At 46.4% G+C, this 24,977-nt stretch carries 23 protein-coding genes and 3 pseudogenes; 12 read left to right on the top strand and 14 right to left on the bottom strand.

All coding sequences use genetic code 11. From position 1 onward, the window contains the following. The 4 genes from ACRC32_RS06070 to ACRC32_RS06085 form a co-directional block, all read left to right on the top strand. Nucleotides 1–708, top strand: a 708-nt coding sequence (locus ACRC32_RS06070) for an efflux RND transporter periplasmic adaptor subunit (RefSeq protein ID WP_438553148.1), incomplete at its 5' end; no start/stop codon positions are given. Between the two features lie 76 nt (nucleotides 709–784). Next, on the top strand, nucleotides 785–1,939 hold the full coding sequence (devC, locus tag ACRC32_RS06075; protein ID WP_438553149.1) for an ABC transporter permease DevC: 1,155 nt from the start codon (nucleotides 785–787) through the stop codon (nucleotides 1,937–1,939). Between the two features lie 168 nt (nucleotides 1,940–2,107). Further along, nucleotides 2,108–3,280, top strand: a complete 1,173-nt coding sequence (devC, locus tag ACRC32_RS06080; protein WP_438553150.1) for an ABC transporter permease DevC — start codon at nucleotides 2,108–2,110, stop codon at nucleotides 3,278–3,280. Then, nucleotides 3,277–4,026 carry an ATP-binding cassette domain-containing protein gene (locus ACRC32_RS06085; RefSeq protein WP_438553151.1) on the top strand — a complete coding sequence of 250 codons (750 nt, stop codon included), beginning with the start codon at nucleotides 3,277–3,279 and terminating at the stop codon, nucleotides 4,024–4,026. Before devC (ACRC32_RS06080) ends, ACRC32_RS06085 begins: the two co-directional genes overlap by 4 nt. A 45-nt stretch (nucleotides 4,027–4,071) precedes the next feature. Here ACRC32_RS06085 and acs read toward each other — a convergent pair whose 3' ends face one another. Further along, nucleotides 4,072–6,042: an acetate--CoA ligase gene (gene acs, locus ACRC32_RS06090; protein ID WP_438553152.1), complete on the bottom strand. Its 1,971-nt coding sequence runs from the start codon at nucleotides 6,040–6,042 to the stop codon at nucleotides 4,072–4,074. A 315-nt stretch (nucleotides 6,043–6,357) separates the two neighbouring features. Here acs and ACRC32_RS06095 point away from each other — a divergent pair, with 315 nt between their 5' ends. After that, on the top strand, nucleotides 6,358–7,092 hold the full coding sequence (locus ACRC32_RS06095) for a TerC family protein (protein WP_438553153.1): 735 nt from the start codon (nucleotides 6,358–6,360) through the stop codon (nucleotides 7,090–7,092). Between the two features lie 41 nt (nucleotides 7,093–7,133). Here ACRC32_RS06095 and ndk read toward each other — a convergent pair whose 3' ends face one another. Beyond that, nucleotides 7,134–7,583 (bottom strand): nucleoside-diphosphate kinase, encoded by a 450-nt coding sequence (gene ndk / locus ACRC32_RS06100; RefSeq protein ID WP_438553154.1) that lies wholly within the window; start codon nucleotides 7,581–7,583, stop codon nucleotides 7,134–7,136. 250 nt (nucleotides 7,584–7,833) lie between these two features. On the opposite strand from ndk, the gene speA reads away from it, so the two are divergent. Further along, complete coding sequence (gene speA / locus ACRC32_RS06105; protein ID WP_438553155.1) at nucleotides 7,834–9,843, top strand: biosynthetic arginine decarboxylase; 2,010 nt, start codon at nucleotides 7,834–7,836, stop codon at nucleotides 9,841–9,843. A gap of 39 nt (nucleotides 9,844–9,882) precedes the next feature. Here the strand turns inward: speA and ACRC32_RS06110 are convergent, their stop codons facing one another. The 3 genes from ACRC32_RS06110 to ACRC32_RS06120 form a co-directional block, all read right to left on the bottom strand. Next, entirely contained in the window at nucleotides 9,883–11,049 is a 1,167-nt protein-coding gene (locus ACRC32_RS06110) for a sugar phosphate nucleotidyltransferase (protein ID WP_106168333.1), read from the bottom strand. A gap of 200 nt (nucleotides 11,050–11,249) precedes the next feature. Next, a complete protein-coding gene (locus ACRC32_RS06115; RefSeq protein ID WP_438553156.1) occupies nucleotides 11,250–12,149 on the bottom strand; it encodes a segregation/condensation protein A in 900 nt (299 codons plus the stop codon). A 234-nt stretch (nucleotides 12,150–12,383) separates the two neighbouring features. Beyond that, nucleotides 12,384–13,940, bottom strand: coding sequence for a YcjF family protein (locus ACRC32_RS06120; protein WP_438553157.1), 1,557 nt, complete (start codon nucleotides 13,938–13,940; stop codon nucleotides 12,384–12,386). A 181-nt stretch (nucleotides 13,941–14,121) separates the two neighbouring features. On the opposite strand from ACRC32_RS06120, the gene ACRC32_RS06125 reads away from it, so the two are divergent. The 3 genes from ACRC32_RS06125 (at nucleotide 14,122) to coaBC (ending at nucleotide 16,498) form a co-directional block, all read left to right on the top strand. Then, on the top strand, nucleotides 14,122–14,736 hold the full coding sequence (locus tag ACRC32_RS06125; protein ID WP_438553158.1) for an alpha/beta hydrolase: 615 nt from the start codon (nucleotides 14,122–14,124) through the stop codon (nucleotides 14,734–14,736). A 249-nt stretch (nucleotides 14,737–14,985) separates the two neighbouring features. Next, the gene (gene isiD / locus ACRC32_RS06130; protein WP_039717600.1) at nucleotides 14,986–15,198 is read left to right on the top strand and encodes a protein IsiD; all 213 of its coding nucleotides are present in this window, start codon (nucleotides 14,986–14,988) and stop codon (nucleotides 15,196–15,198) included. Between the two features lie 91 nt (nucleotides 15,199–15,289). Continuing rightward, nucleotides 15,290–16,498 carry a bifunctional phosphopantothenoylcysteine decarboxylase/phosphopantothenate--cysteine ligase CoaBC gene (coaBC, locus tag ACRC32_RS06135; RefSeq protein ID WP_438553159.1) on the top strand — a complete coding sequence of 403 codons (1,209 nt, stop codon included), beginning with the start codon at nucleotides 15,290–15,292 and terminating at the stop codon, nucleotides 16,496–16,498. Nucleotides 16,499–16,537: 39 nt separating this feature from the next. On the opposite strand, the gene ACRC32_RS06140 is transcribed toward coaBC, so the two are convergent. The 6 genes and pseudogenes from ACRC32_RS06140 to ACRC32_RS06165 form a co-directional block, all read right to left on the bottom strand. Further along, on the bottom strand, nucleotides 16,538–17,269 hold the full coding sequence (locus ACRC32_RS06140; RefSeq protein WP_438553160.1) for an alpha/beta fold hydrolase: 732 nt from the start codon (nucleotides 17,267–17,269) through the stop codon (nucleotides 16,538–16,540). Between the two features lie 78 nt (nucleotides 17,270–17,347). Then, on the bottom strand, nucleotides 17,348–17,857 hold the full coding sequence (fldA, locus tag ACRC32_RS06145; protein WP_438553161.1) for a flavodoxin FldA: 510 nt from the start codon (nucleotides 17,855–17,857) through the stop codon (nucleotides 17,348–17,350). Nucleotides 17,858–18,062: 205 nt separating this feature from the next. Beyond that, nucleotides 18,063–18,673, bottom strand: a pseudogene (locus ACRC32_RS06150) (photosystem I reaction center subunit XI); the annotation flags it as partial. An 85-nt stretch (nucleotides 18,674–18,758) separates the two neighbouring features. Then, nucleotides 18,759–18,977: pseudogene (locus ACRC32_RS06155) on the bottom strand (chlorophyll a/b binding light-harvesting protein); the annotation flags it as partial. Beyond that, nucleotides 18,968–19,129: pseudogene (locus ACRC32_RS06160) on the bottom strand (chlorophyll a/b binding light-harvesting protein); the annotation flags it as partial. The pseudogenes ACRC32_RS06160 and ACRC32_RS06155, both read right to left, overlap by 10 nt. A 241-nt stretch (nucleotides 19,130–19,370) precedes the next feature. Beyond that, a complete protein-coding gene (locus tag ACRC32_RS06165; RefSeq protein ID WP_438553162.1) occupies nucleotides 19,371–20,075 on the bottom strand; it encodes a phosphoribosyltransferase in 705 nt (234 codons plus the stop codon). On the opposite strand from ACRC32_RS06165, the gene ACRC32_RS06170 reads away from it, so the two are divergent. Both ACRC32_RS06170 and ACRC32_RS06175 read left to right on the top strand, forming a co-directional pair. Then, the gene (locus ACRC32_RS06170; protein ID WP_438553163.1) at nucleotides 20,069–20,368 is read left to right on the top strand and encodes a hypothetical protein; all 300 of its coding nucleotides are present in this window, start codon (nucleotides 20,069–20,071) and stop codon (nucleotides 20,366–20,368) included. The genes ACRC32_RS06165 and ACRC32_RS06170 overlap by 7 nt on opposite strands. A 75-nt stretch (nucleotides 20,369–20,443) precedes the next feature. After that, the gene (locus ACRC32_RS06175) at nucleotides 20,444–21,133 is read left to right on the top strand and encodes a uracil-DNA glycosylase (RefSeq protein ID WP_438553164.1); all 690 of its coding nucleotides are present in this window, start codon (nucleotides 20,444–20,446) and stop codon (nucleotides 21,131–21,133) included. 23 nt (nucleotides 21,134–21,156) lie between these two features. Here ACRC32_RS06175 and ACRC32_RS06180 read toward each other — a convergent pair whose 3' ends face one another. The 3 genes from ACRC32_RS06180 to tyrS form a co-directional block, all read right to left on the bottom strand. Continuing rightward, complete coding sequence (locus ACRC32_RS06180) at nucleotides 21,157–21,939, bottom strand: hypothetical protein (protein ID WP_438553165.1); 783 nt, start codon at nucleotides 21,937–21,939, stop codon at nucleotides 21,157–21,159. Then, entirely contained in the window at nucleotides 21,939–22,649 is a 711-nt protein-coding gene (gene pyrF / locus ACRC32_RS06185) for an orotidine-5'-phosphate decarboxylase (protein ID WP_438553168.1), read from the bottom strand. Before pyrF ends, ACRC32_RS06180 begins: the two co-directional genes overlap by 1 nt. Before the next feature lie 147 nt (nucleotides 22,650–22,796). Continuing rightward, nucleotides 22,797–24,065 (bottom strand): tyrosine--tRNA ligase, encoded by a 1,269-nt coding sequence (tyrS, locus tag ACRC32_RS06190; protein ID WP_438553166.1) that lies wholly within the window; start codon nucleotides 24,063–24,065, stop codon nucleotides 22,797–22,799. 119 nt (nucleotides 24,066–24,184) lie between these two features. Between tyrS and ACRC32_RS06195 the strand changes: the two genes are divergently transcribed. Next, nucleotides 24,185–24,977, top strand: a 793-nt coding sequence (locus tag ACRC32_RS06195; RefSeq protein WP_438553167.1) for a transglycosylase domain-containing protein, incomplete at its 3' end; no start/stop codon positions are given.

Consider the following 24,977-nt stretch of genomic DNA (forward strand, 5'->3'; position numbering starts at 1 on the left):
GAGGCGCAAAGAGCAACTGTTCGGCAGATAGAAGCAGAGCTAGCTTTAGCACAAACTGACTTGCAACGCAACCAAAACCTTTATCAAGAAGGAGCGATCGCCAAGCAAGAATTAGATCGGCAAGTCAGTCAGACACGCAGCTTGCAGGAACAACTCAACAACGCCAAAGCATCCTTGATTCGGCTGGAAAATGCCGTGAAAGCGAATCTAGGCAATGCTGAGGCTCAACTGAAGTCAGAGCAAGCAAATCTACCATTAACGCAAGTCCAAGCGGCAGCGCGATCGGCAGCACAAAATCTGGAATTAGCCGAAGCACGGTTGCAGAGGACAATTATTCGCGCTCCCAGAACTGGGAGAATTCTAAGGGTTTTTGCCTATCCTGGGGAGGCGATCGCAGATGACGGCATCGTGGAAATGGGAGATACGCGCCGGATGTATGCCGTGGCTGAGGTGTATGAATCTGATGTGGGGTTGGTAAAAGTCGGGCAAAAAGCGACTATTACCAGTCGTAATGGTGCTTTTGCTAAACCAATAACTGGAAAAGTCTCGGAAATTGGCTGGCAGATCTTTAAAAATAACGTTCTCGATGACGATCCGGCGGCTAATGCCGATGCACGGGTGGTAGAAGTGAGAGTGCTTTTGGACGATCGCCAAACAGTAGCCGCTCTGACCAATTTGCAGGTAGACGTGAAAATTGACGTGAAATAACAGCAGTTGGTGCCTTTCACGCAAATGCGAAAATCAAAAACACTGGTCACTGGTCACTGGTCACTGGTCACTGAAGATGAGGACTCCGATCGCCTGGTTGAATTTGGTACACGAAAAGACGCGGTTAGTTGTTGCGATCGCCGGGGTTGCTTTTGCGGTCATTCTCGTATTTATGAACTTGGGTTTTTTGGGTTCTCTGGCAAAATCTGCCAGCCAAATGTACGAAAAGATCGATGCTGATATTTATCTACGATCGCCTTTAGCTTTAGAAATTAGCAGTACCAAACCCTTTGCAATCGAGCGGATCTATCAAGCACGAGGAGCTAACGGCGTAGAAAGAGCTATGCCACTTTATTTAGGTTATCTCCAATGGCGCAACCCCGAAACTCGCCTCAGCCGAGCGATATTTGCCTTTGGAATCAACCCCAGCGATCCTGTATTTTTAATTCCAGAATTGGATTCTCCGGCAAATCGAGCCGCGCTACTTCGTCCAGATACCGTTCTGTACGATCGCCTTTCCCGCCCTGAATACGGGACGCAAAAAATTGGCACCACGACAGAAGCTAGATCGAGAGGAATTGGCAGAAAAGTGACAATTGGCGGTCAATACACCTTCGGCGGTGGATTTGCTGCTGATGGGACGTTAATTATGAGCGATCAAAACTTTCGCCGCTATTTCGATCCCTTTCCGCTCAACCGCGTCAGTTTAGGACTGGTGAAACTGCGATCGGATGCAGATCTCGATACAGTTGTCAAGGAATTACGGCGAATTTTGCCCAAAGATGTCGAAGTGATTACGCAAGCAGAAATTATCGACCGCGATCGCGAGTACTGGATTGGGGCAACTTCCACTGGCTTTATCTTTGGCATGGGGGTGATTGTCTCCTGTATTGTCGGTGTCGTCATTGTCTATCAAATTCTCTATACCGATGTTTCCAGCCACTTACGGCAATATGCCACCCTCAAAGCAATGGGTTATCGCAGCCGAGTTTTATGCGCGATCGTCATTCAAGAAGCCTTTATTCTTGCCCTTCTAGGTTACATTCCAGGCTTCGCCATCTCCCTCGGTCTGTACGATCTCACCTTAAAAGCCACCAGTGGAGGTCTACCAATCGCCATGGAACTCGGACGCGCTATCTTGGTGCTGCTATTAACAATACTCATGTGTACTATCTCTGGCATAGTCTCCTTACAAAAAGTCATCACCGCCGACCCCGCCGAAGTCTTTTAATCAGGGAGCTTCTGAGCAGGGAGTAGGGAGTAGTTAATTCTGGCTTCTGGCTTCTGACTTCTGACTTTTGACTTCTGACTTCTGACTTCTGACTTCTGAGTTCTGAGTTGTCCCCTTGTCCTCCTTGTCCTACCCTAGCCCCTCACCCCTCACTCCTCACCCCTAGTCATGCTTCCCCCCCGTCACACTCCTTTGGCTTGGTTCAATCTGACTCACGAAAAGCGTCGCTTGCTGACCGCCGTTGCAGGAGTCTCTTTTGCCGTGTTGTTGATGTTTATCTTTCAAGGGTTTGAAAATGCTTTGTACGACAGCCAAGTACAACTGCTAAAACGGCTCAATGGAGAAATTTTGATCGTCAATCGGCTCAAGTACAATATGTTCGTACCAGAGCAATTTGCTCGCAGACGACTTTATCAAGCACAGACTTTTGAGGGTGTAGTCGCTGCCTATCCTTTTTATACAACGACAGGCGATTGGAAAAATCCTCAAACGAAAACCATTAGACCATTGCGAGTCATTGCTTTCAATCCTGATGACCCTGTATTGCCTCTGCCTGGAATTTTACAAAATCGGGAGGCGTTGAAGCTACCTTGGACGGCACTAATTGACGACCAATCGCGATCGGAAGTGGGACCGATCGCTCCTGGTACAGTCACCGAGTTGTCCCAACAGCAAATTCGGTTGGTGGGGACTTTTAGTTTGGGAACTGACTTTGCTTCTGGAAATGGCAATGTCGTCATCAGCGACCAAAACTTCTTGCGCTATTTTGCTAATTTGGCTCCAGAAGAAGACAGCCGCACGCTCAATACTGTCGATATCGGACTGTTAAAAGTGGCGGAAAATGCTGATGTTGATGCGATCGCATCTGCACTGCGCCAGCAACTACCGCAAGATGTCGCCGTGTGGACGAAAGCCGAGTTCGTGCAAAAAGAATTAAGCTACTGGCAAGAAAATACGGCTATTGGCTTTGTATTTTCGCTGCTAACGACGATGGGGTTTTTTGTCGGGATTATTTTGGTTTATCAAATTTTGTATACGGATGTGGCGGAACATTGGGCAGAATATGCCACGCTCAAAGCGATCGGTTATTCTAATTTTCACCTGTTAGGAATCGTGTTGCAGGAATCAGTGATTCTAGTTTTTTTTGGCTTTGTCCCAGGATTGTTTATCAGTTTGGGACTGTATAGTTTGACAGCTAGTTCTACAGGTTTGTTAATGCAAATGACTTGGGAACGAGCAATTAATATTCTGATTGCTACCTTTATTATGTGTTTAATTTCGGGCGCGATCGCCGTGCGTAAAGTTCAAGCTACCGATCCGGCGGAGGTATTTGGTTCGTGAGTACCGCAGTCGCAAGTTTCGCCGTGCAAATTCGCCAGCTCAATTATTATTTCGGGCAGGGCGATTTACGTACTCAGGTATTGTCCGACATCAATCTCGATCTACCCAAGGGACAAATCGTGATTATGACTGGTCCATCGGGTTCGGGGAAAACAACTCTTTTGAGTTTAATTGGAGCCTTGCGATCGGCTCATGAAGGTAATTTGCAAGTATTGGATAAAGAATTAGTCGGACTCAACAAATCTCAATTGGTAGAAATACGACGGAATATTGGCTTTATCTTCCAAGCACATAATTTATTTGAATCCCTCACTGCTTCACAAAATGTAGAAATGGCGGTGGAGTTAACAAATAACTGGCGAGAAAAGCGCAAATTAGCAGTAGAGATGTTAAGTCAATTGGGTTTAGCCAACCGTGTCGATTATAAGCCAAATGCCCTATCGGGAGGACAAAAACAAAGAGTCGCGATCGCCCGTGCTTTAGTCAATCAACCGCGACTCATTTTAGCAGACGAACCCACTGCTGCCTTAGATAAAAAGTCGGGACGCGAAGTTGTGATGCTGATGCAAAAACTTGCCAAGGAACAAGGCTGCACGATTTTAATTGTCACCCACGACAACAGTATTTTAGATGTCGCCGATCGCATTATTAACCTAGTCGAAGGTCGTTTAGAATCGGATGAAAACCTAGATAATTTCGTCTCTAGGCGCGATCCGAAAAGCCTCGATCGGAGGATGTTTAGTTGATGCGGGAGTCGGTAGGGGCGGGTTTGGAAACCCGCCCGTACTTTCCTAAGCGCCTTCCCTTAACTTATCCAGCACGCTACGATCTTCGAGAGTAGAAGTATCCCCAGAAACTTCTTCACCTGCGGCTAGAGAACGGAGTAACCGCCGCATAATTTTCCCCGAACGGGTTTTGGGTAGGGAATCGGTAAAGCGAATTTCGCCAGGACGCGCGATCGCCCCAATTTCATTGACGACGTGCTGCTTGAGTTCTTTATTTAAAGCCTCGCTGGGTGTTATCGTCCCTTCTAGGGTGACAAAGGCAACGATTTCTTCTCCTTTCACCTCATCTGGCTTACTCACGACGGCGGCTTCAGCTACTGCTGGATGAGACACCAAAGCTGATTCAACTTCCATCGTCCCCAAACGGTGTCCGGCTACGTTAATCACGTCATCGACACGACCCATCACCCAGTAATAACCATTTTCATCCCGTCTCGCCCCGTCTCCAGCAAAATAGACGTACTGTCCATCTTTGGGGGGGATGTGTTCCCAATAGGTGCGGCGGAAGCGATCGGGATCGTTGTAAACTGTCCGCATCATTCCAGGCCAAGGGTGACGCACGACTAAATAGCCACCGTTATAATCGCCGACGGTGTTGCCTTCTAAATCCACTACGTCAGTTAAGATGCCAGGGAAAGGACGAGTCGCCGAACCAGGTTTAGTAGGAATTGCCCCTGGTAAAGGTGTAATCATGATACCCCCGGTTTCCGTTTGCCACCAAGTATCGACAATCGGACAGCGATCGCCTCCAATAACTCGGTGATACCACATCCAGGCTTCAGGATTGATTGGTTCGCCTACCGTTCCAAGCAAGCGTAGGGAAGAGAGATTTCTGGCTTTGGGCAAGTCTTCGCCCATTCTAATAAAGGCGCGAATCGCCGTAGGTGCGGTGTAGAAAATATTCACGCCGTATTTTTCAATCACGTCCCACATACACCCAGGATTGGAGGGACGCGGCGCACCTTCATACATCAGTGTAGTTGCACCGTTGGAAAGGGGACCATACACAATATAGCTGTGTCCGGTAATCCATCCCACATCAGCCGTACACCAATAGACATCTGTATCTTGCAAGTCAAAGATCCATTTAGTTGTCATGTGGGTGTAGAGGTTGTAACCTGCGGTGGTGTGGACGACACCCTTGGGTTTACCCGTGCTACCAGAAGTATAGAGGACAAACAACATATCCTCGCTGTCCATCGGTTCGGCGGGACAATCTGCTGATATGCCTTTTTCTAAATCGTGCCACCAACGATCGCGCCCTGCTTCCATGTGAACTTGTTGTGCTGTACGCTTGACAACCAGGACGTTTTCGACTGTGGGGACGGCATTATCGGCTAAAGCTTTATCAACTTGATCTTTAAGGGGAACGATCGCATCTTTACGCCAACCGCCATCGGCTGTGACGACTAACTTAGCTTGAGCATCGTTCAAGCGATCGCGCAAGGCTTCGGCGCTGAAACCACCAAACACGACGCTGTGAGGTGCGCCAATTCTGGCACAGGCTAACATGGCGATCGCGGCTTCGGGGATCATTGGCATATAGATCCCGACAAGATCGCCTTTTTTTACCCCTAATTGTTTGAGAACATTGGCAAATTTACAAACTTCCCGATGCAGTTGCGCGTAGGTGAGGGTGCGAGAATCGCCTGGTTCGCCTTCCCAGATCAAAGCGGCTTTATTCTTACGCCAAGTGGTAAGGTGGCGATCGAGACAATTGTAAGAAATATTTATTTTGCCACCGACAAACCATTTCGCAAAAGGCGGTTGCCAATCTAACACCGTGTCCCATTTTTGGAACCAATGCAATTCTTTTTCCGCTAGTTCTGCCCAAAATTGCTGTGGATTGGCTTTGGCTTTGTTATAGAGTTCTTCATATTCGTCAAAGCTTTTGATGTGAGCTTTTTGAGAAAATTCTGCTGGCGGTTGAAATAAACGCTTTTCTTGCAGGATGGATTCAATCGTGATTTGTGACATAGCGATCGCTGTAATCGTTATTGCTACTAAAAACCATTCTGAATGCAGATTTGCCCGAAATTGTTTTGATTTTCGTTAAGATGGGCAACTACCCGTATTCGACAATTGTAGTCAGATAGCTCCATCACTATTTGCGATCGTGAAAGTTGTAGATGGAACAAAGCTGGCTGTAAATTATCCTGTTGAGAACGCGATTTCAAGCGATCGCAACGCCTAGCCTACTCTCCCTCTCTCCCGCTCAACAGGTTAAGCTGAATGGAAGAGTCATATTTTGACAAGCTGTATCTGTAGGGTCTTCAGGTTTAAAAACTGTTAATGATAGACGAAATACTAAATTCCCCATATCACGCCAGCATTGAAACCGCCGCAGTCTTAACCATTTTGATCTTTTTAGAGGCGGTACTCTCGGCTGATAATGCGATCGCCCTCGCGGCGATCGCTCAAGGACTGGAAAATAAAAAACTCGAACGTCAAGCGCTCAATCTCGGCTTGGTAGTTGCCTTCGTACTGCGGATTGCCTTAATTTTAACGGCAACTTGGGTACAGCAATACTGGCAGTTCGAGCTATTAGGTGCGCTTTATCTACTGTGGCTAGTATTTCAACACTTTACCTCAGCAGAAGACGAAGACCACCTGCACCACGGACCTCGATTTCAAGCGCTTTGGCAAGCTATCCCCATCATCGCCTTCACAGATTTAGCATTTTCTCTCGATAGCGTCACTACAGCGATCGCAGTTTCTCAAGAACGCTGGCTGGTACTGACGGGGGCTACTGTTGGTATTATCACCCTCCGATTCATGGCAGGTTTATTCATTCGCTGGTTAGATGAATTCACCCATTTAGAAGATGCCGGATATGTTACCGTCGCCTTGGTAGGCTTGCGATTGTTGCTGCGAGTAGCTAACGATGCTTTAGTACCCCCAGAATGGTTAATGATAACCGCGATCGCGCTGTTATTTCTCTGGGGCTTTTCCAAGCGCAATGTTGAGGACTCTCCTGAAGCGATCGTACCCACAGAAAATAAAGAAAAGGCTGAAGTACCGAAGTAGGTTTTTAGTTGACAGTTAACAGTTAACTGTCAACTGTCAACTTACTCCTTAATCCACGGAGTCAAGCTAGGTTCCCAACTCGCTAGTTCTTCTTCCTTAAACCAGAGATTAACTTCCTGTTGGGCAGTTTCCGGTGCGTCGGAACCATGAATGATGTTACGCCCAATATTAACGCCAAAATCGCCCCGAATTGTTCCTGGTTCTGCTGTTAGGGGGTTAGTAGCACCGATCATCTTCCGCGCTGAAGCAATAACTCCATCGCCTTCCCAAACCATCGCTACGACGGGACCCGAAGTGATAAACTCGACTAAACCTTGGAAAAAAGGTCTTTCTCGGTGAACGCCATAATGCTGTTCGGCAAGTTCGCGGCTGACTTTCATAAACTTCATCCCAACCAGGGTAAAGCCTTTAGCTTCAAAACGACGAATAATTTCACCGACTAAACTTCGTTGTACGCCATCGGGCTTAATTGCTAAAAATGTGCGTTCCACAGCTATCTCCCTTCAAGTTGTCATTGGTCATTGGTCATTAGTCATTTGCAACTCACCAATGTCTAGTGACAAGTAACAAATATCAAAATTAGATTATCTTAAATCGGCGAACAGTTATCAGTTACTTACGACTTACGACTTACGACTTACGACTTACCAACTACCCATTACCCATGACCTTAATTTGAATAAGTTACACTGGCTATGCGTGGGGCTGTACAGAGGTTAGAAAGACGAGGTGAGAATAGAGATGGGAGCAGATCCAACTGTAGAAGAAATGGAGCCAGCAACGGTTGCAGAAACCAAAACCGAGCTAAAAAACGGCAAGAAGAAGTCGTTGCACATCGCTCCTGGTAAATTATCGCGTTCGTGGACGATTGAGGACAGCGAAGCGCTCTACCGAATTCAAGGGTGGGGCGAACCATATTTTTCGATTAATGCCGCTGGTCATATTACAGTTTCTCCCAAAGGCGATCGCGGTGGTTCGTTGGATTTGTACGAGTTGGTAAATGCTTTAAAACAGCGAAATTTGGGACTACCTCTGTTAATTCGCTTTTCCGATATTTTAGAAGACCGGATCGAGCGGTTGAATGCTTGTTTCGCCAAGGCGATCGCCCGTTACAACTATCCTGGTGTCTATCGTGGCGTATTTCCGGTCAAATGCAACCAACAACGCCACCTAATTGAAGATTTGGTGCGATTTGGCAAACCGCACCAGTTCGGCTTGGAAGCTGGCTCTAAACCAGAGTTAATGATTGCTTTGGCGTTGCTAGATACGCCGGGGGCGCTGATTATTTGTAATGGCTACAAGGATAAGGAATATATCGAAATCGCCATGCTAGCCAGCCGTTTAGGACAAACACCAATCGTCGTCCTAGAGCAAGTTGAAGAAGTCGATTTGGCAATTGAAGCAAGTCGCCAGTTGGGAATTCAGCCAATTTTGGGCGTGCGGGCAAAACTCAGTACCCAAGGAATGGGACGCTGGGGAACTTCTACAGGCGATCGCGCTAAATTTGGTTTGACTATCCCCGAAGTCATTCAAGCGGTAGAAAAGTTACGCGCCGCCAATCTCCTCGGTTCGCTGCAATTACTCCATTTCCATATCGGTTCCCAAATCTCCGCGATTAATGTCATCAAAGACGCGATTCAAGAAGCCAGCCGAATTTATGTAGAGTTGGCGATGCTGGGAGCAAACATGAAGTATTTGGATGTAGGTGGCGGCTTGGGTGTAGACTACGACGGCTCCCAAACCAACTTCTACGCCTCTAAAAACTACAACATGCAAAACTATGCCAATGACATCGTGGCAGAGTTGAAATACGCCTGTGCGGAACGACAAGTTTCAGTTCCGACGCTGATCAGTGAAAGCGGACGAGCGGTTGCTTCCCATCAGTCGGTTTTGATCTTTGATGTCGTCAGTACTTCCGATGTTCCTTCCGGTACGCCAGAACCACCCAAGGAAGACGAGCCGCCAATCGTTCACCACCTTTGGGAAACTTACCAATCGATTACTAACGAAAATTATCAAGAAGCGTATCACGATGCGGTACAGTTTAAAGATGAAGCCATCAGCCGCTTTAACTTGGGAATTATGCGCCTGACAGAAAGAGCCAGGGTAGAGCGGATTTACTGGGCTTGCTGCGAGAAGCTAATGGAAATTACCCGCCACGAGGAATACGTACCCGACGATTTGGAAGAGTTAGAAAAGATCATGGCTTCCATCTACTACGTCAATCTTTCCGTATTTCAATCAGCGCCGGATTGCTGGGCGATCGATCAGCTTTTCCCGATCATGCCGATCCACCGTTTAGACGAAGAACCCGAGCGTCGGGGCATTCTAGCAGATTTAACCTGCGATAGTGACGGCAAGATCGATCGCTTTATCGACTTGCGAGATGTGAAATCCGTGTTAGAAATGCATTCCTACAAACCAGGAGAACCCTACTATCTGGGCATGTTCCTCAATGGTGCGTACCAAGAGATCATGGGTAATTTACATAACTTGTTTGGGGATACTAACGCCGTTCACATTCAACTAACGCCCAAGGGCTATCAGATCGAACATGTTGTTAAAGGCGACACCATGACTGAAGTTTTGGGCTACGTACAGTACGACGCTGAAGATCTGGTAGAAAGTATCCGCCAGCGCAGCGAACAAGCCATGTTAGAAAAACAAATTACCTTGCAAGAATCCCAGCGTCTCCTCCAAACCTACGAACAGAGTCTCAGCCGATATACGTATTTGTCTTCGCCAGCGTAAGTTGTAGGGGCGCACATCTGTGCGCCCCTACATGCATTATTAACTCGCCTCAATTCCTAGTAATTCAGCGATCGCCTGTCTTTCAATTGCAGGCTGGGATGGTGTTTCGACGCGGGTATCCGTAATCAACCAATCTAAGGCAGCAGCTTGGACATCAATCATGGCTCCCGTTTTATCGACGCAATAGCGTCCGTAGACGAGTTTATCTACGAGGCGGACTCCCGGACCTAAACGCGAGTACTCGAAAATGACGCTATTGTCAACTGTAGCGCCACCACAGATATAGCAGTTGGGACCGATCATGGTAGGACCAACTATTTTCGCGCCATCTTCAATCCGCGTCATTCCACCGATATACACGGGACCAGTAATATCTACTTTGTCCCAGTTCACAGCAACGCTCAGACCAGTGTAAATCCCAGGACGAACTTCATGTCCTGGAATTTGGACGTTTTTAATTTCACCTTGGAGTACGCCGCGAATGGCTTGCCAGTAATCGGGAACCTTACCGATATCCACCCATTCAAAATCCATCACCAAGCCATAAAAAGGTGCATTTTTTTCTACAAGTTTGGGAAATAGTTGACTACCAATATCAAAATTTTCTCCAGGTGGAATGTAATTAAATATTTCTGGCTCAAATATATAAATTCCCGTACTAATGTTGGTACTCAGAGCTTCTTCAACTTTTGGTTTTTCTTGGAAGGTTCTGACTCGTCCGTCTTCGTCTGTCACCACGATCCCGTAACTAGGGACTTCTTCGCGGGGAACGGATTTCATGATAACTGTAGCAATAGAGCCTTTCTCTCTATGCCATTTCACTGCTGCCGTTAAGTCTAAGTCAATTAGTGCGTCGCCACACAATACAACAAAGGTATCGTCGAAAAACGGCGCGAAGTCCTGAATTCGCCGCATTCCTCCCGCAGATCCTACCGCTTCTCCAACGAGAACGCCATCGACAATTTTTCCTTCAAAGGAATATGCAAGCTGTACGCCAAAGCGCTGTCCGTCGCGGAAATAGTTTTCGATTTCGTTAGCTAGGTGGCTGACGTTGACCATGATTTGGTCAAAACCGTGTTGGCGCAATAGTTCAAGGAGAAACTCCATCACTGGCTTTTGCAGGATGGGAATGAGCGGTTTGGGGATGGTGTAGGTAATGGGGCGGACTCTCGTACCCTTACCCGCTGCCAGAATCATGGCTTTCATTAGAAGCTACTCCTCAACATGAGACAACTGTAAGCGATTGATGCAAAATCTACTCTTGATTAAAAACAAATGCGATCGTTTGATTGCATTTTCGATCCTCGTTTAATTCTCTACCGAAATCATCCCGAAAACTACACAGCGTAGTTGCCTGCCAAGTACAGCATACTAAATACTTTTTGCCAAGCGCGATTGCCCCCCTTTTAAACAGAACATACAGTGGTTTTGGAGTCAGTATCGCCGATCGCCAATTGTTCGGAACCGCCCAAAGTCCTAATTTTAATTTCTTGATAAAACTCTTCCTGCGATAATTCCACCTTAGATTGGGCTGAGAGTAGCAGCAACGCCCAAAAGACGCTGACTTTTTCGTGTTTTTGCGATGAGGGGCAACCGCGATCGCTCGGCAATTCGCTATGAGACATAGTAGCTACGATAGATGTGGCGACTTGTTTCGTTTGCGTCCATAAATCTACTAACTGTTCTAAATTTAGCCAATTTTGTTCTAAAGTAAAAAATTGTGACGAGTAGCGAGATAAAAACTCTTCCAGTTCTCGCGCTACTTGAGTCAGATTTTCCTGGTGAGCCAGTTCTAGGGGTTTGCGAGCATCTGCACGGGACTGAGATACAGAACGGCGGCTGCGGCTAGTTTTGGCTGTCAGATTGCCTTCAGACTGCAACTGAGTCGCAATTAGCTGCAAATGCTCGATCAAATCTTGGAGGGTTACAGGGCGTTTTTGGGGAGGTACGGCAACCGGACGACGATGTAATTGCTGTTCTAGAGGCAAACGTAACCGCGTAGCAAACTCCCCTTCCCCTACCAGCAATAACTCTTCTGTATCCAGTTCTAACTCGTCAGGGGGAGAATCTAGTCCAGTGAGGGTGTTGGCTTTAAATAAAACTAGCAGCGATGCCAGTAAAAAAGCTTGTCCCGATTGAGATAAATTTGATTCGTATGAACCTGGTGTTATTTCTTGGGCAGCTAGCAACGCATTCAAGTAGCGATCGATCGCTTCAATGACTCTGACATCCCAAGGATCGATTTCTCCTCTCTGTGCCAGCTCAATCAACAGCGCAATTCCTTCAAAAATTTCAGCAGCATTCATGCTTGACCTAAAAGAACGTCATTGGTCATTAGTCATTGGTCATTAGTCATTGGTTAAGTCGCAAGTGACGAATGACGACAAAAGACATAGCTTAATCTAAGTCTTACCGCAAGATCTTGAAGGGGAAATTCGAGATTGGTAAAATAACTCAACAAAAATTAAAGGAGTAGTCGTTAGTCGTCTCTGAAAAAGTCTAAACGTAAGTTTTAGAGGAGTTAGGCACTTAATGGGTTCTCATTGCCACTCTTTCTCATTTTCTATAGTTTGAGATCGACTCGTTAAAGGTTGAATCACCCGCGCGATCGCCTGCTGAACGAACTCGCGAATAAATTCATCGCGACGACTTAATTGAAACTGTTGCTGTACGACTTCAGCAATTCCGCCATCACCCCAATCGCGATCGCGGCGAAAATATTCAATGAAACTTCTGCCAGCAATCCGAGTTAAATAAGCCGCAGTCACGGCTTGAATTGCCCTGCCAATCAGAAAAGTTGGTACGGTGAGTTGTAAAGCAGCACTGAGTAACTGAAATGCCCCTTTCACAATACCCAAACTTGCCAAAATTTTACCCAAAGATAAAGCTAGTTCTTTTCCCCGTTCGATATTTAACTCACAACCGTAAACGCTGCCAATTTCTACCACCATTTGGGCGTTAACAGCCGCAGTTGCGAGTAAATCGGCTACTGGTATCGGCGTAACCAACACCACACCCGCCACGATCCATTGATATCTTTCGACAACTTTCTCGGCTTGCTGTCGCTGTTGGGTATCGATCAGCTGACGCGCTTCTTCCCCCAGACGATGAGATTGTAGGAGAATATTATCGGCAATTAATTCTTCTCCCTCTTGCCGCAAAATCGCCGCCATGCGACGTAGTAAGGGAGTGACTTCGATATCTGGCTGAAAGATTTCCCCTTCTGGCAATGTCACGGGTTGAGGGTTAGCCGCGATCGCCACAACATCATTTGCTGCAATTAAATCTTTAACCCGTTCGCGCAAACGGGCAAGAATTTGTTCTTTATCCTCATCGGCATACAAATCTGTTTTATTCAGAACTAATAGCGATCGCTTACCAATTTCAATCAACGCCCGTAAAGGTACGTATTCCGATTGCCGCAGATCGTTATCAACCACAAACAACAGTAAATTTGCCTCAGTGGCTAACTGACGGGCTACCTGTTCTCGTTCCGTTCCCGCCACCCCCGCCTCTTGAATCCCTGGAGTATCGGTAATCAAAATTTTCCGTTCTAAACCTTTTAAGCGCAAAGTATAGGTTTGTCCTACCGTCGTCGTTCCCATCGGTGCAGCAATTTGTCCGACAATACGCCCGAAAATGGCATTTACCAGCGAAGTTTTACCAGCCGAACCCGTACCGAAGACGACAACTTGAAGATTTCCCCGCGCCAGAGTTGCTTCAATCTCCTGCGATCGCTCGATTAACGCCTGTCGCGTCACCTCATCTTGAATTTGGGCAACTTGCTGTCTTACCGCTGAGAGATTTTCAGCCGCAGCTTCCGTCTTTTGTGGTGGGATCTGCGTTTGTTGCGCCTGTCTTTGCTGTTTTCTCCGTTGCGATCGCCTTTCTCCCCTTTGAATGACGAGTATGTAGTAGACAATTGCCCCAATCAACGCCAACATCAGCCCAATAATTAAGGCAAGGAGGAAATTGCACAGTAGCGGCGAATATCTGCATACCTCGGCAATCTGTGCTACAGAACTCACCAACCACAGAACTAACCCCAAGGCAATAGCAATGCCTGCAATAATGGCGATCGGGCGCAGTCGTTTCATCAAGTAGGATGAGACAAAGTGATTATTCCAATCTTAATCTGGTAGCTGGTAGTTGGTAGTTGGTAGTCGGTCACACTCACTACACCCCACACCCTACACCCCACACCCCACACCCTACACCCTGCTCATCACCAGTCACTTTTAAGATATATTAAGAAAGCTGAACGGTGGGAGTAAAGCTTTGAGTTTAGAAGCGATCGCGGTTGCGCCAACAACGGGGACGAAACCAGCAGGATTGGTTGTGGTACTGCACGGCTGGGGGGCAAATGCTAAAGATTTAGCCTCTCTCGTACCTTTATTAAACTTAAATAAATATCAATTTTTATTTCCCAACGCCCCTTTTCCCCATCCTTATACTTCTGTCGGTAGGATGTGGTACGACCTTTCTAGCCAAGAGTATCAAGGCATTCATGAGAGTAGGCAGATTTTGAAAGATTGGCTGCTTTCCCTCGAAGCTTCCACTGGCGTACCCCTGTCAAGAACGATCTTAAGTGGATTTTCTCAGGGCGCAGCAATGACTTTGGATGTAGGATTAGGCTTACCTCTGGCAGGTTTAATTGCCTTAAGCGGGTATATGCATCCTCTCTCCCAATCCTTAGATGAAGTCCCGCCAGTACTCATCGTGCATGGTAAGCAAGACACCGTCGTACCACTCAAAGCAGCCCAATACGCTAGAGATAATTTAATTGCCTTGGGGGTTGCCGTGCAGTACCAAGAATTTGACATGGGACATGAAATTCGCCCAGAAGTACTACCACTGATTCAGAAGTTTGTGAGAGAGAGGAGTGAGGAGTGAGGAGTGAGTGCGTCCAACTATCAACTACCAACTACCAACTACCACGCATCAAAAAGAAATTACTTAACAAGTATTAAAATTACGATCGCAATCCGTTAACTTGCGGAGATTTCTCCTGGATAAAGTGAGTAGTATATATAGGGGGCTAGAAAAGAATTCGGAATTCGGAATTTGGAATTCGGAATTAACTAGTAACTGGTCACTGGTCACTGGTCACTGGTCACTGATTCTGGGGAGGATCGCAGCATGATGAAGACTTCAAGTATTTCTCGGCAGGATATTGCTGCTATGTCAGCAACAGACGTGTCGGAATTGGCAACTCGTTTAGAACAAGATAATTACACCCATGTTTTTGACGGCTTGCAGGATTGGCATTTACTCAGGGCGATCGCTTTTCAACGTCCAGAATTAGTGGAACCATATATTCATCTTCTCGATTTGGAACCATACGACGAATCGTAGATAAATTGTAGGGGCGGGTTTTTTGAAAATACCGATGCGATCGCGCAGAATTCTGGAGTTAAACCCGCCCGTACAGGAGTCGTAAGTTGAGATGAATCTAAAATCGCCCAGGCTGGTGTTGGTTGGAATTGGTGGGGGAATTGCGGCTTATAAGGTTTGCGAAGTTATTTCCACGCTGTTTAAATCTGGGGCGGAAGTAAAGGTTATCTTAACCGATTCTGCTCAACAATTTATTACTCCACTGACGGTATCAACTTTGTCTCGCCATCCAGCTTATACGGATGCAGACTTTTGGCAACCTACCCATCAGCGTCCCTTACATATCGCTTTGGGAGAGTGGGCGGAAATTATGCTAATTGCACCCCTGACAGCAAATACGCTGGCGAAATTAGCCTATGGTATGGCTGACAACTTGTTAACAAATACAGTATTGGCTTCTACTTGCCCCATATTACTAGCCCCAGCTATGAATACGGAGATGTGGCAACAAGTCGCAGTACAGCGCAACTGGCAGCAATTATTGACAGACAACCGATATTATGGCATGTCTACAGGATATGGGTTACTAGCCTGCGATCGCGTTGGTGCGGGGCGGATGGCGGAACCAGCAGAAATTGTGACTCATATTCAGTCTTTGTTATGTACGTCTGGCAAGCGAGACTTGTTAGGAAAACAAGTTTTAATTAGCGCGGGTGGAACGCGAGAATATCTCGATCCGGTACGGTTTATCGGTAATCCCGCCACGGGCAAAATGGGAATAGCTTTGGCACAAGCAGCTTTCCATCGGGGGGCAAATGTAACTCTAGTACATGGTATTGTCAACGCAGAAATACCGTCAGGAGTGCGATCGCTACCTGTTGTCAGTGCGGCAGAAATGGAGAAGGCAATGTTAGAGTGCTTTCCTACTGCTGATATTACAGTGATGGCGGCGGCTGTAGCAGATGTGAAACCTGCAAACTATAGTCGCGAAAAGTTACCCAAGCGATCGCTACCCGAAAGTTTGTCTCTCGCACCCGTGACAGATATTCTCGCCCAGTTAGGACATTGCAAACAGCCCCAACAAATTTTAATTGGCTTTGCTGCCCAAACGGGAGATATAGTCACTCCAGCCTTAGAGAAATTACACCGCAAAAAATTAGATGCGATCGTTGCAAATCCGATCGATCTCCCCGATAGTGGCTTTGGCAGCGACAACAATCAAGCGATTTTTTTAAACAAAGCAGGCGATCGAATTGCGATCGCACCTGGGACTAAGTTAGAAATGGCACATCGGATTTTCGATCTGGTTGTTAGTCATTAATCATTTGCTATTTATAGCTAATCATTTTTGACTTTTGACTTATCCCTTATTGACTATTACCTGCATTTGATTCAACAGACATAAAGATTGCCAGAAGCTAAGAATACGTTTTCCTGCTTGTTGCGATTGAAAGAAGTGAAAAAAGTGTCCGCCGTCAGGATGAAGGTGGAGGCGATCGCTTGCTTTTAACAAAGGTTGCCATTTATGGAGTTCGGTGGCTTCTACAATTGGATCGTCTAGACTTCCACAAACCATTAACGGTACTGACACGCCATTATGAGGAAAATTAGCTCTTTGCCAAAGAGAATGGGGTGAAAGCGAACTATCGAGATCTTTTTCTAAAATCTTTACCAATCCCTCAATTGTGCGATCGTCATAACATCCAAATAAATTATAAGCCATTGTATGTAAAACTTTTTTTCGATTTAGAGCTTGTAAGTGAGTGTAATAGTGAAATTGCCAATCAATAGCAACATCTGCACCTACACCTAAAAGAGTCAAAGAAGCAATCTTTTCAGGATATTGACGCGCATACAAGAATCCTAATAAGCCACTCGTGCTATGTCCAATTAAGTGAACGGGATGGGTTGTCTTTTGTAGATAGTCGTTTAACAATTCTATGGCAATATCGAGCGAACTAGCTTCGTCTTGAGTTTGCGAATATTCCCAACGAGCGATTGAAACTCGTTTAGATAAATAATTTAACAAAGGTTGTTCAAAACAACGCAAACTAGAACTAGTATTCAACCACAAATAATGGGGAAATGACATGAAAAATTCCTTCAGAGTTGAGATGGATGGTAGGGTGCGTTGATGAACGCACCCCACAAATTTCTGTTAACTATTAAACTAAATGCCAAACTCTTTCTTGAGTTGTGCTACCCAAGCTTTTACTCGTTCGTCGGTTAAATCAGATTGATTATCTTCATCGATCGCCAAACCAACAAACTTCCCGTCCTTCAGAGCTTTAGATTCATTAAAGTCGTAACCATCTGTAGACCAATATCCAACAGTTGTACCACCTAACTCTGCAATTTTTTCTTCTAGAATACCCATTGCATCTTGAAAGTTATCGGCATAACCGATCTGATCGCCAGTCCCAAAATAAGCTACCTTCTTACCACTGAAATCAATACTGTCTAAATCGGGAAAAAAACCATCCCAATCGCTTTGAAGTTCGCCAATGTTCCAAGTAGGGCAAGCAACAATCAAATTAGTATACTCCTCAAAATCGCTTTCATCCACATCAGCGATATTATGCAAATCTACTACATCTTGACCAAATTCTTTTTGAATTGATTCGACAACCATTTCAGTTTTTCCCGTTGTGGAACCATAAAACATACCAACTTTTGTCATTTTATTCTCCTTTAACTGCCTACTTGACATTAAATCTGCTTTGAACATGGAGAGTGAAGAGTTAGCGACCAGTTACTAGTTACCAGGGATTATTTGCACGGTCACCGATCGCTGTAAAACTGGTCACTGTCTCCAGCTCTTAGCCTCCAATAATCGCGATCTCCCGAAATAAATTCAGGTTAGTTAAGAGCAAATAAGCAAAGATTGCTCCTCCAATTCCACCAATAAAGAATCCAGTCGAAAATTGACTCCAGTTATCTACAGTTTGAAGAGACTCTGGTACGTTTGGTACTGTAGGGTCAAATAATCCACCCCAAAACATTGCCTTGGCGACGAGAAGCAAAGCACCTAAACCTAAAAGCATCAGGTGGATGCCTAAGATCGTCGTCATCTTACCTGTATCTTTCCAGTCATAACCAAAAAAGCCAGCCAATGTGGGATTGTCTTCTAACACCTCGGGTCCTAGTAAAGAGTGATAACACCTGCTGCCAGAATTACTGAAGGGATCAGATGCAAAACGCTGATGACAAAGTAGGGGTAGGTACTAGTAACTTGCCCGCCAGCACCAACACCAAAACCGAGAGTTGCTAAATGAAGGAGCAGGATTAACCCTTGTTCGTACGTTGGTAAATTTGGGTTGTAACGAGACAACTCAAATAGAGTCATTCCGCCAGCCCACAACAGGATTAATGCAGAGTGGGCAATATGAGCGCCCAACAATTTGCCCGATAAATTGGTGAGACGAAAGTTACCAGCCCACCAGCCAACTTCAGGAATTTGGTTTCTGTATGGACTATCAGAAATTACTGCTGTCATTTATGCATTCCTTAAGAAATATTTGCATCTTTTCGATTAAAAGCCCAAAGTTAAGTTAAAATTATTTGCATTAAGTAAGCAAACTTCAGGCAATCGGTTTAGGAAGGATTGCTGCCTCACTTACCCGACCTTTACGGAAATTCAGCCCACGCGATCGCAGCGCGTGCCAGATATGTCCTTGCAGGAAAAAGAAAGCTAACCAAAAGTGAGTGTTGGCTAACCAAGTCCGAGAAGTCACGAATTCAGGATCGGGCGATGAAAAGTAAGGTACGAGATTCTGCCGAATCGTGAGTGCAGGACCGTAGCTCCCGCCCAGAACACAATTAGCCCTGCATGGGCTACGTGAGCGCCCAGGAGTTTTCCTGATAAGTTGGTCAGGCGAAAGTTCCTCGCCCACCAGGGAACTTCGGTAGCGTTTTGCTCTACCGATAACGGACTCTTAGCAACAGTTGTCACTGCGCCTCCTATTGAGAATAATATTCAACAATCTGAAAGAACAGATTACAACATGAATCGAGTTATTGACAATAGTTTTTATTAAAATTTTTGAGTGAGTAGTTATTAGGGAGCAGGGAGCAGGGAGCAGTGACTAGTAATTTCTCCTCTACCCCTCAGCTCCCGATCGCTCCCGATCGCTCCCTCAGCTCTCTTCTTCCCGACTCCCGACTCCCGACTCCCGACTCCCGACTCCCGACTTCTAACGCTTCGCTCCTAACCACAACTTCTGTTGTTGCAGGCAAGCAAGGGCGATTCTTGTTTCTACTTGAGGAAATTCTTCGTAAAAGCGGCTAACACTCAGAAAAGATTTGGGTGTGTGCAGAACGATTATCCGATCGCCCCATTGTTCTAGCCAAGGTAGCAAGGTTTGAGGTGCGACGGGAGTGCAGAGCCAAACTGCTATGTGATTTTGCGATCGCAGCGTTTGGGCGGCTACTGCCATCGTCATTCCAGTGGCAACGCCATCATCGACTAAGATTGCGAGCGTATCTCGCGTTTGTTGGGCGATCGCGCTATGTTGGGGGCGACCAGAATTGAGGACTGCCATCTGCAATTTTGCCTTGCTCAGGGCTGCTTCCAGCGCTATTTTTCCCGGTGGTGAATTTTGGAGAGCAATTGATGTTTGTCCTGCCCACAAGACGTTACCATCTGCTGTAACTGCGCCAATCGCTAGTTCTGGATTTTGGGGATGACCGATCTTTTTTGCCACAACAATATCTATCGGACAACGCAGCCGCCGCGCTACTGGCACTGCTACGGGCAATCCCCCTCGTGGTAGAGCATAAACAATCGGATAAGGGGCAACGTTAGAAACAGCCGCAATTTTGTCCAGAAGACGATGAATTTCCGGTGCTAGTTGTTCTCCAGCAGCAACGCGATCGCGAAACAGTATAGCAGTTGACATACTTTCGGCTGAGGACGGCATACTGCTTATATCTTCAGGGATGTTTCCGCAGTTTAACTAGGTTTTATAGGCTTTTTTCCAATCGGCTAGCAAATGCAACAAGATTTATTTTTTCAGTAATAGTTCCCTTATTTTCAGTTTTAACGGTAGCAGGGAGCAGGGAGCTTCAGGTGCAGAGGGGCAGAGGGGCTTCAGGTGCAGAGGAGACTAGGGAGAATTTAATTCCGAATTCCGCGCTTCCGAATTCTCCCCACACCCCACGCCCTTTCTTCAGGAGCAGGGGAGATAAGTAGATAGAAAGAGGGATAAAGTAGTCACAATTTCGCTACAATTGGAAGGTTTGCTAGCGCAGCTACAATTTTTATTCCATGTCTAGCGAAGACCAACTCAGCTTATTTGCAACTTCAGATGCCGTCGAACCAGTCGCACCACCGCAACTGGATCTGATTCCTACAGATGCCAAAATTCCTATTCCCCCAGGAACTTACCCCAGCCTAGTTGAATTGGCACAGCACTGCAATCAGTGCCAACGCTGCGAACTAGGAGCAACGCGCCATCATGCCGTAGTTGGGCGAGGTCATCCCCAAGCCCCGATTATGATTATTGGCGAGGCACCAGGGCAAAACGAAGATGAGACAGGGTTGCCCTTTGTGGGGAAAGCCGGACAACTTTTAGACAAAATTCTAGATTCTGTAAAATTAGATACAGACAAAGATATATATATCTGCAACATCAATAAATGCCGACCACCAGGAAATCGTACCCCCACGACTGATGAAGTAGAGGCTTGCAAGCCTTATTTGTTAGAACAAATTCGCCTAATCGATCCAAAAATTATTCTTTTAACTGGCGCGACAGCACTCAAAGGCTTGTTAGGCGAAAAAAGAGCGATATCTAAAATTCGTGGTACGTGGTTGGAGTGGCAAGGACGCTTGTGTATGCCCATCTTCCACCCTGCTTATTTGTTACGCAACCAATCTCGCGAAAAAGGTAGTCCTAAGTGGTTGATGTGGCAGGATATTCAAGAAGTGAGAAAAAAACTGGATGAGATTTGCTAGTAGGGTGCGTTAAATAATGCACCCTACTCCTTCGCATCTTGCGCCCGACTTCTGGCTCGACAATCACGCAACCAAGTTTCAATTGCTTGGGCAATAATACCATCACTCGTTTCCTCTGGTGGTGTGGGGGGTCTTTTGCCAGCGAGATCGCCAATTCGAGTAAACATACTAGCCAAACGCCATCCATCTTCAGTTTTGGCGAAAAAAGCCCAGTGAAACCCTTGCAATTCTACGGTGCGATCCTTTAAGTACTGTCGCTCCAAGGTAGTAAAAAAGACCTGCTGCACGTCCTCACCCTCCGCCTGCGGAGATTTAGGTTGATAAACACCAGGATCGGTCGTTAAAGGTTCAAACTCTGGATTCCCTGCTACCAATACATACGTGTAAAGGTCTGTACTGCGACTCAATCTACGAGCGCGTTGACTAGTACGATTGGCATATCCAGGTAAATCTCGTAGGAGTTGGTCGGTCAGGGTTTTAATATCTTGCGTGAAACAGGGGGAGTCGGGAGTCGTAGGGGCGGGTTTACCCGACAGATTGACAGCCTCAACTGGAAATCTTCGTTCAAAACCCGCCCGTACAGGGGAGTCGGGAGTCGGGTAAATCTTAGTAAGGGCGGGTTTACCCAAGATATTTGTTATTAGTGAAGTATCTCGGTAAACCCGCCCGTACAACAGTTGGTAGGGGCGCACGGCTGTGCGTCCGGCTGAGGGAGTCGAGACAGCAGGAAGTGGGGATAAAAAGGCAACAAAAATCCAGAGAAACTGTAAAATCCTCACTCCCCCAGCTCCCTCAGCTCTCTTCATTAAGCCGCTATCTCCTGACAAATCCGTTCCCACGCCTCTTCTGGATTGGCAGCAGCAGTAATTGGACGACCGATGACGAGATAATCTGCCCCTGCTTGAATTGCTTGCGCGGGAGTCAGCGATCGCGTTTGATCGCCTTTTGCTGCCCAGCTCGGACGCACCCCAGGACAAACTAAGAGAAAATCATCGCCGCAAGTCTGCCGCAACTGTTCCACCTCTTGCGGCGAACAAACAGCCCCATCTAACCCTGCTTCTCGTGCTAGTAAAGCCATCTCTAAAGCATATTCTGGTAATTCCAGGGGAATTTTTAACTCAAAGGCAAGCTGACGGGCAGAAAGACTCGTTAAAACAGTAATCGCAATTAATTTTGGTGGTGCTACACCCGCCGTCTTTGCTCCCTCCTGCGCCGCTTGTTGAGCCAGTGACAAAGCATCTTTACCAGCAGTCGCATGAATCGTAACTAAATCGACTCCATACCCTGCTGCTGCTCGACATGCCCCAGCTACCGTATTCGGTATATCGTGAAACTTGAGGTCTAGAAATATTCGCTTTTGCCGCTGTTTCAACGTACTGAGAATACCACCGCCACAGCTCACAAATAATTCTAACCCTACCTTCCAAAAGCTTACCTGCGGCAACCGATCCACAAGCGCGATCGCCTCTGCTTCTGTCGGTACGTCTAATGGAACAATGATTTTGTCTGAAAGCATAGAAATCGGGAGTCGGGAATCGGGAGTCGGGAGTCGGGAGTCGGGAGTCGGGAGTCGGGGAAGAGAGCACAGGAGCACAGGAGCAGAGGAGCAGAGGAGCGTCAACCGTCAACTGTCAACCAACAACAAATGACCAATGACAAATGACTAATGACCAATGACTAATTTGACAAATTTATTCTTGCCAACCTGTAAGACTTTACCATCCAATTCATCTGGAGAATTGAAGATTAGGTCTACTTGGTTGAGGCGATCGCCATCCAGTTTAACTGCTCCACCTTGAACTTGCCTGCGGGCTTCAGAACTAGTCGGACACAAACCACTGGCGCTGACAATGTAAAACAATTTCGCCGGAAATTTGATTTGAGATAGCGAAAATTCTGGTACGGCTGAAGTATCGGCTGTATTGCCTTGTACCAGTGACATTGCTGCCTTTTGAGCGTTTTGAGCGGCTTCTTTGCCGTGGTATTGACTGACAACCTCTAAAGCAAGCAGCTTCTGGCGATCGCGGGGAGTTTCCGGCAACCCATCTAAGGGTAAATTTGTCAATAGCTCGAAATAATCTTTTAGCAAATGGTCTGGCGTTTTTTCCAGCTTAGAATACATCAATAGCGGGTCTTCTAGCAGTCCCACTTGATTTCCCAGTGACTTAGACATTTTCTGGTTGCCATCCGTGCCAATCAAAATTGGTAACAGCACGCCAAACTGCGGCTTTTGTCCGAAATGTCTTTGTAAATCTCGCCCTACAGCAATGTTAAATTTTTGGTCTGTTCCACCCAACTCTACATCTGCTTCTAGCGCTACAGAATCGTATCCCTGTACCAGGGGATAGAGAAATTCGTGGATGTAAATGGGATTTTCTTTCTCGTAACGTTCGGCAAACCCTTCTTTTGCCAACATTTGCCCGACAGTCATCGTAGACAACAATTCTAGAATTTTGGTCAAATCGAGTTTTGACAACCATTCTGAGTTGTAACGAACTTCCAGCTTGTCAGGAGCAAAATCTAAAATTGGACGTACCTGAGCTAAATAATTCTTAGCATTCTCGGCAACTTCTGCTGCACTCAATTGACGGCGAACTTCCGATCTGCCAGTCGGATCGCCAATTCTAGCCGTGAAATCGCCAATCAGCAAAACTGCTTTATGTCCGGCATCCTGAAACGCTCTGAGCTTGCGGACTGGAATACTATGACCTAAATGAATTTCAGCGCCAGTGGGGTCAATCCCGAACTTAACACGCAAGGGTCTATTTGTCGTTTTTAATAATTTTTCCAGACTTTCTTCAGGATTGCTAGAATCAGGCTGGTCTGGAAAGATTTCGCTAACACCGCGCTGCAGCCAATTTGGATCGGGTGTCGCGGTGGCTAATTGAGAGCTTGGCTCTTGCCTTGGGGATGATAAATTCGTTACACTCACTCGCAACCTTCTCAATCGCTTAATTGACAGACTACTATAGTGACAAAATTATCCGCTGATTTGGCGATCGCGATCGCAGACAAATCTCTTGGCTATTAAGTTGAGGAAATTAAACTGCTGTGTCTTCTAGCATTGCCCGAGAAAAACCGAGATATTCATCACCTGGCTGGAAATTTCTTAAAGAAGTCAGTCAGGTGACAGGCGGAACCCTTCTAGCAGTCATTATGTTGACTAGTGCCATTGTAGCTGGAGGGCTAGTCGGCTTAGCAATTAGCTTCCGCAACTTACCCGATGTCAGAGTTCTGCGTAACTATATTCCTTCTGAAACATCTTATTTTTATGACATAAACGGCAAAGTTCTTGCTAGCATTCACGGCGAAGCCAATCGCGAAGTCATACCTTTAAATAAAATCTCTCCAGAATTAAAACGAGCAGTCCTGGCGATCGAAGACAGTCATTTTTATTCCCACAACGGTATAAATATTAGTAGCGTCGGGCGTGCCTCAATCGTCAACTGGCAGCGCGGGGCAGTTGCAGAAGGCGGCTCGACACTGACGATGCAGCTGGTTAAAAATATTTTTCTGACGCAGCAGCGCCGATTTAGCCGCAAAGTTGCCGAAGCAGTCTTAGCCATTCGTTTAGAGCAAATTCTCAGTAAAGACCAAATTTTAGAAATGTACCTCAATCAAGTGTATTGGGGACACAACACCTATGGTGTAGAAACAGCAGCCCAAAGCTATTTCGGCAAGTCAGCCGCAGATTTAAATTTGGCGGAAGCGGCGATGATGGCAGGAATCATTCAAGCACCGCAAAACTACAGCCCGTTTGTCAACATGAAAACGGCGAAACAACGCCAAGAAACTGTGTTGAACCGAATGCGTAACTTGGGCTGGATTACGGCAGAGGAAGACG

The sequence above is a fragment of the Chroococcidiopsis sp. genome, from assembly GCF_051657925.1.
In the GTDB taxonomy this organism is placed as follows: domain Bacteria; phylum Cyanobacteriota; class Cyanobacteriia; order Cyanobacteriales; family Chroococcidiopsidaceae; genus Chroococcidiopsis.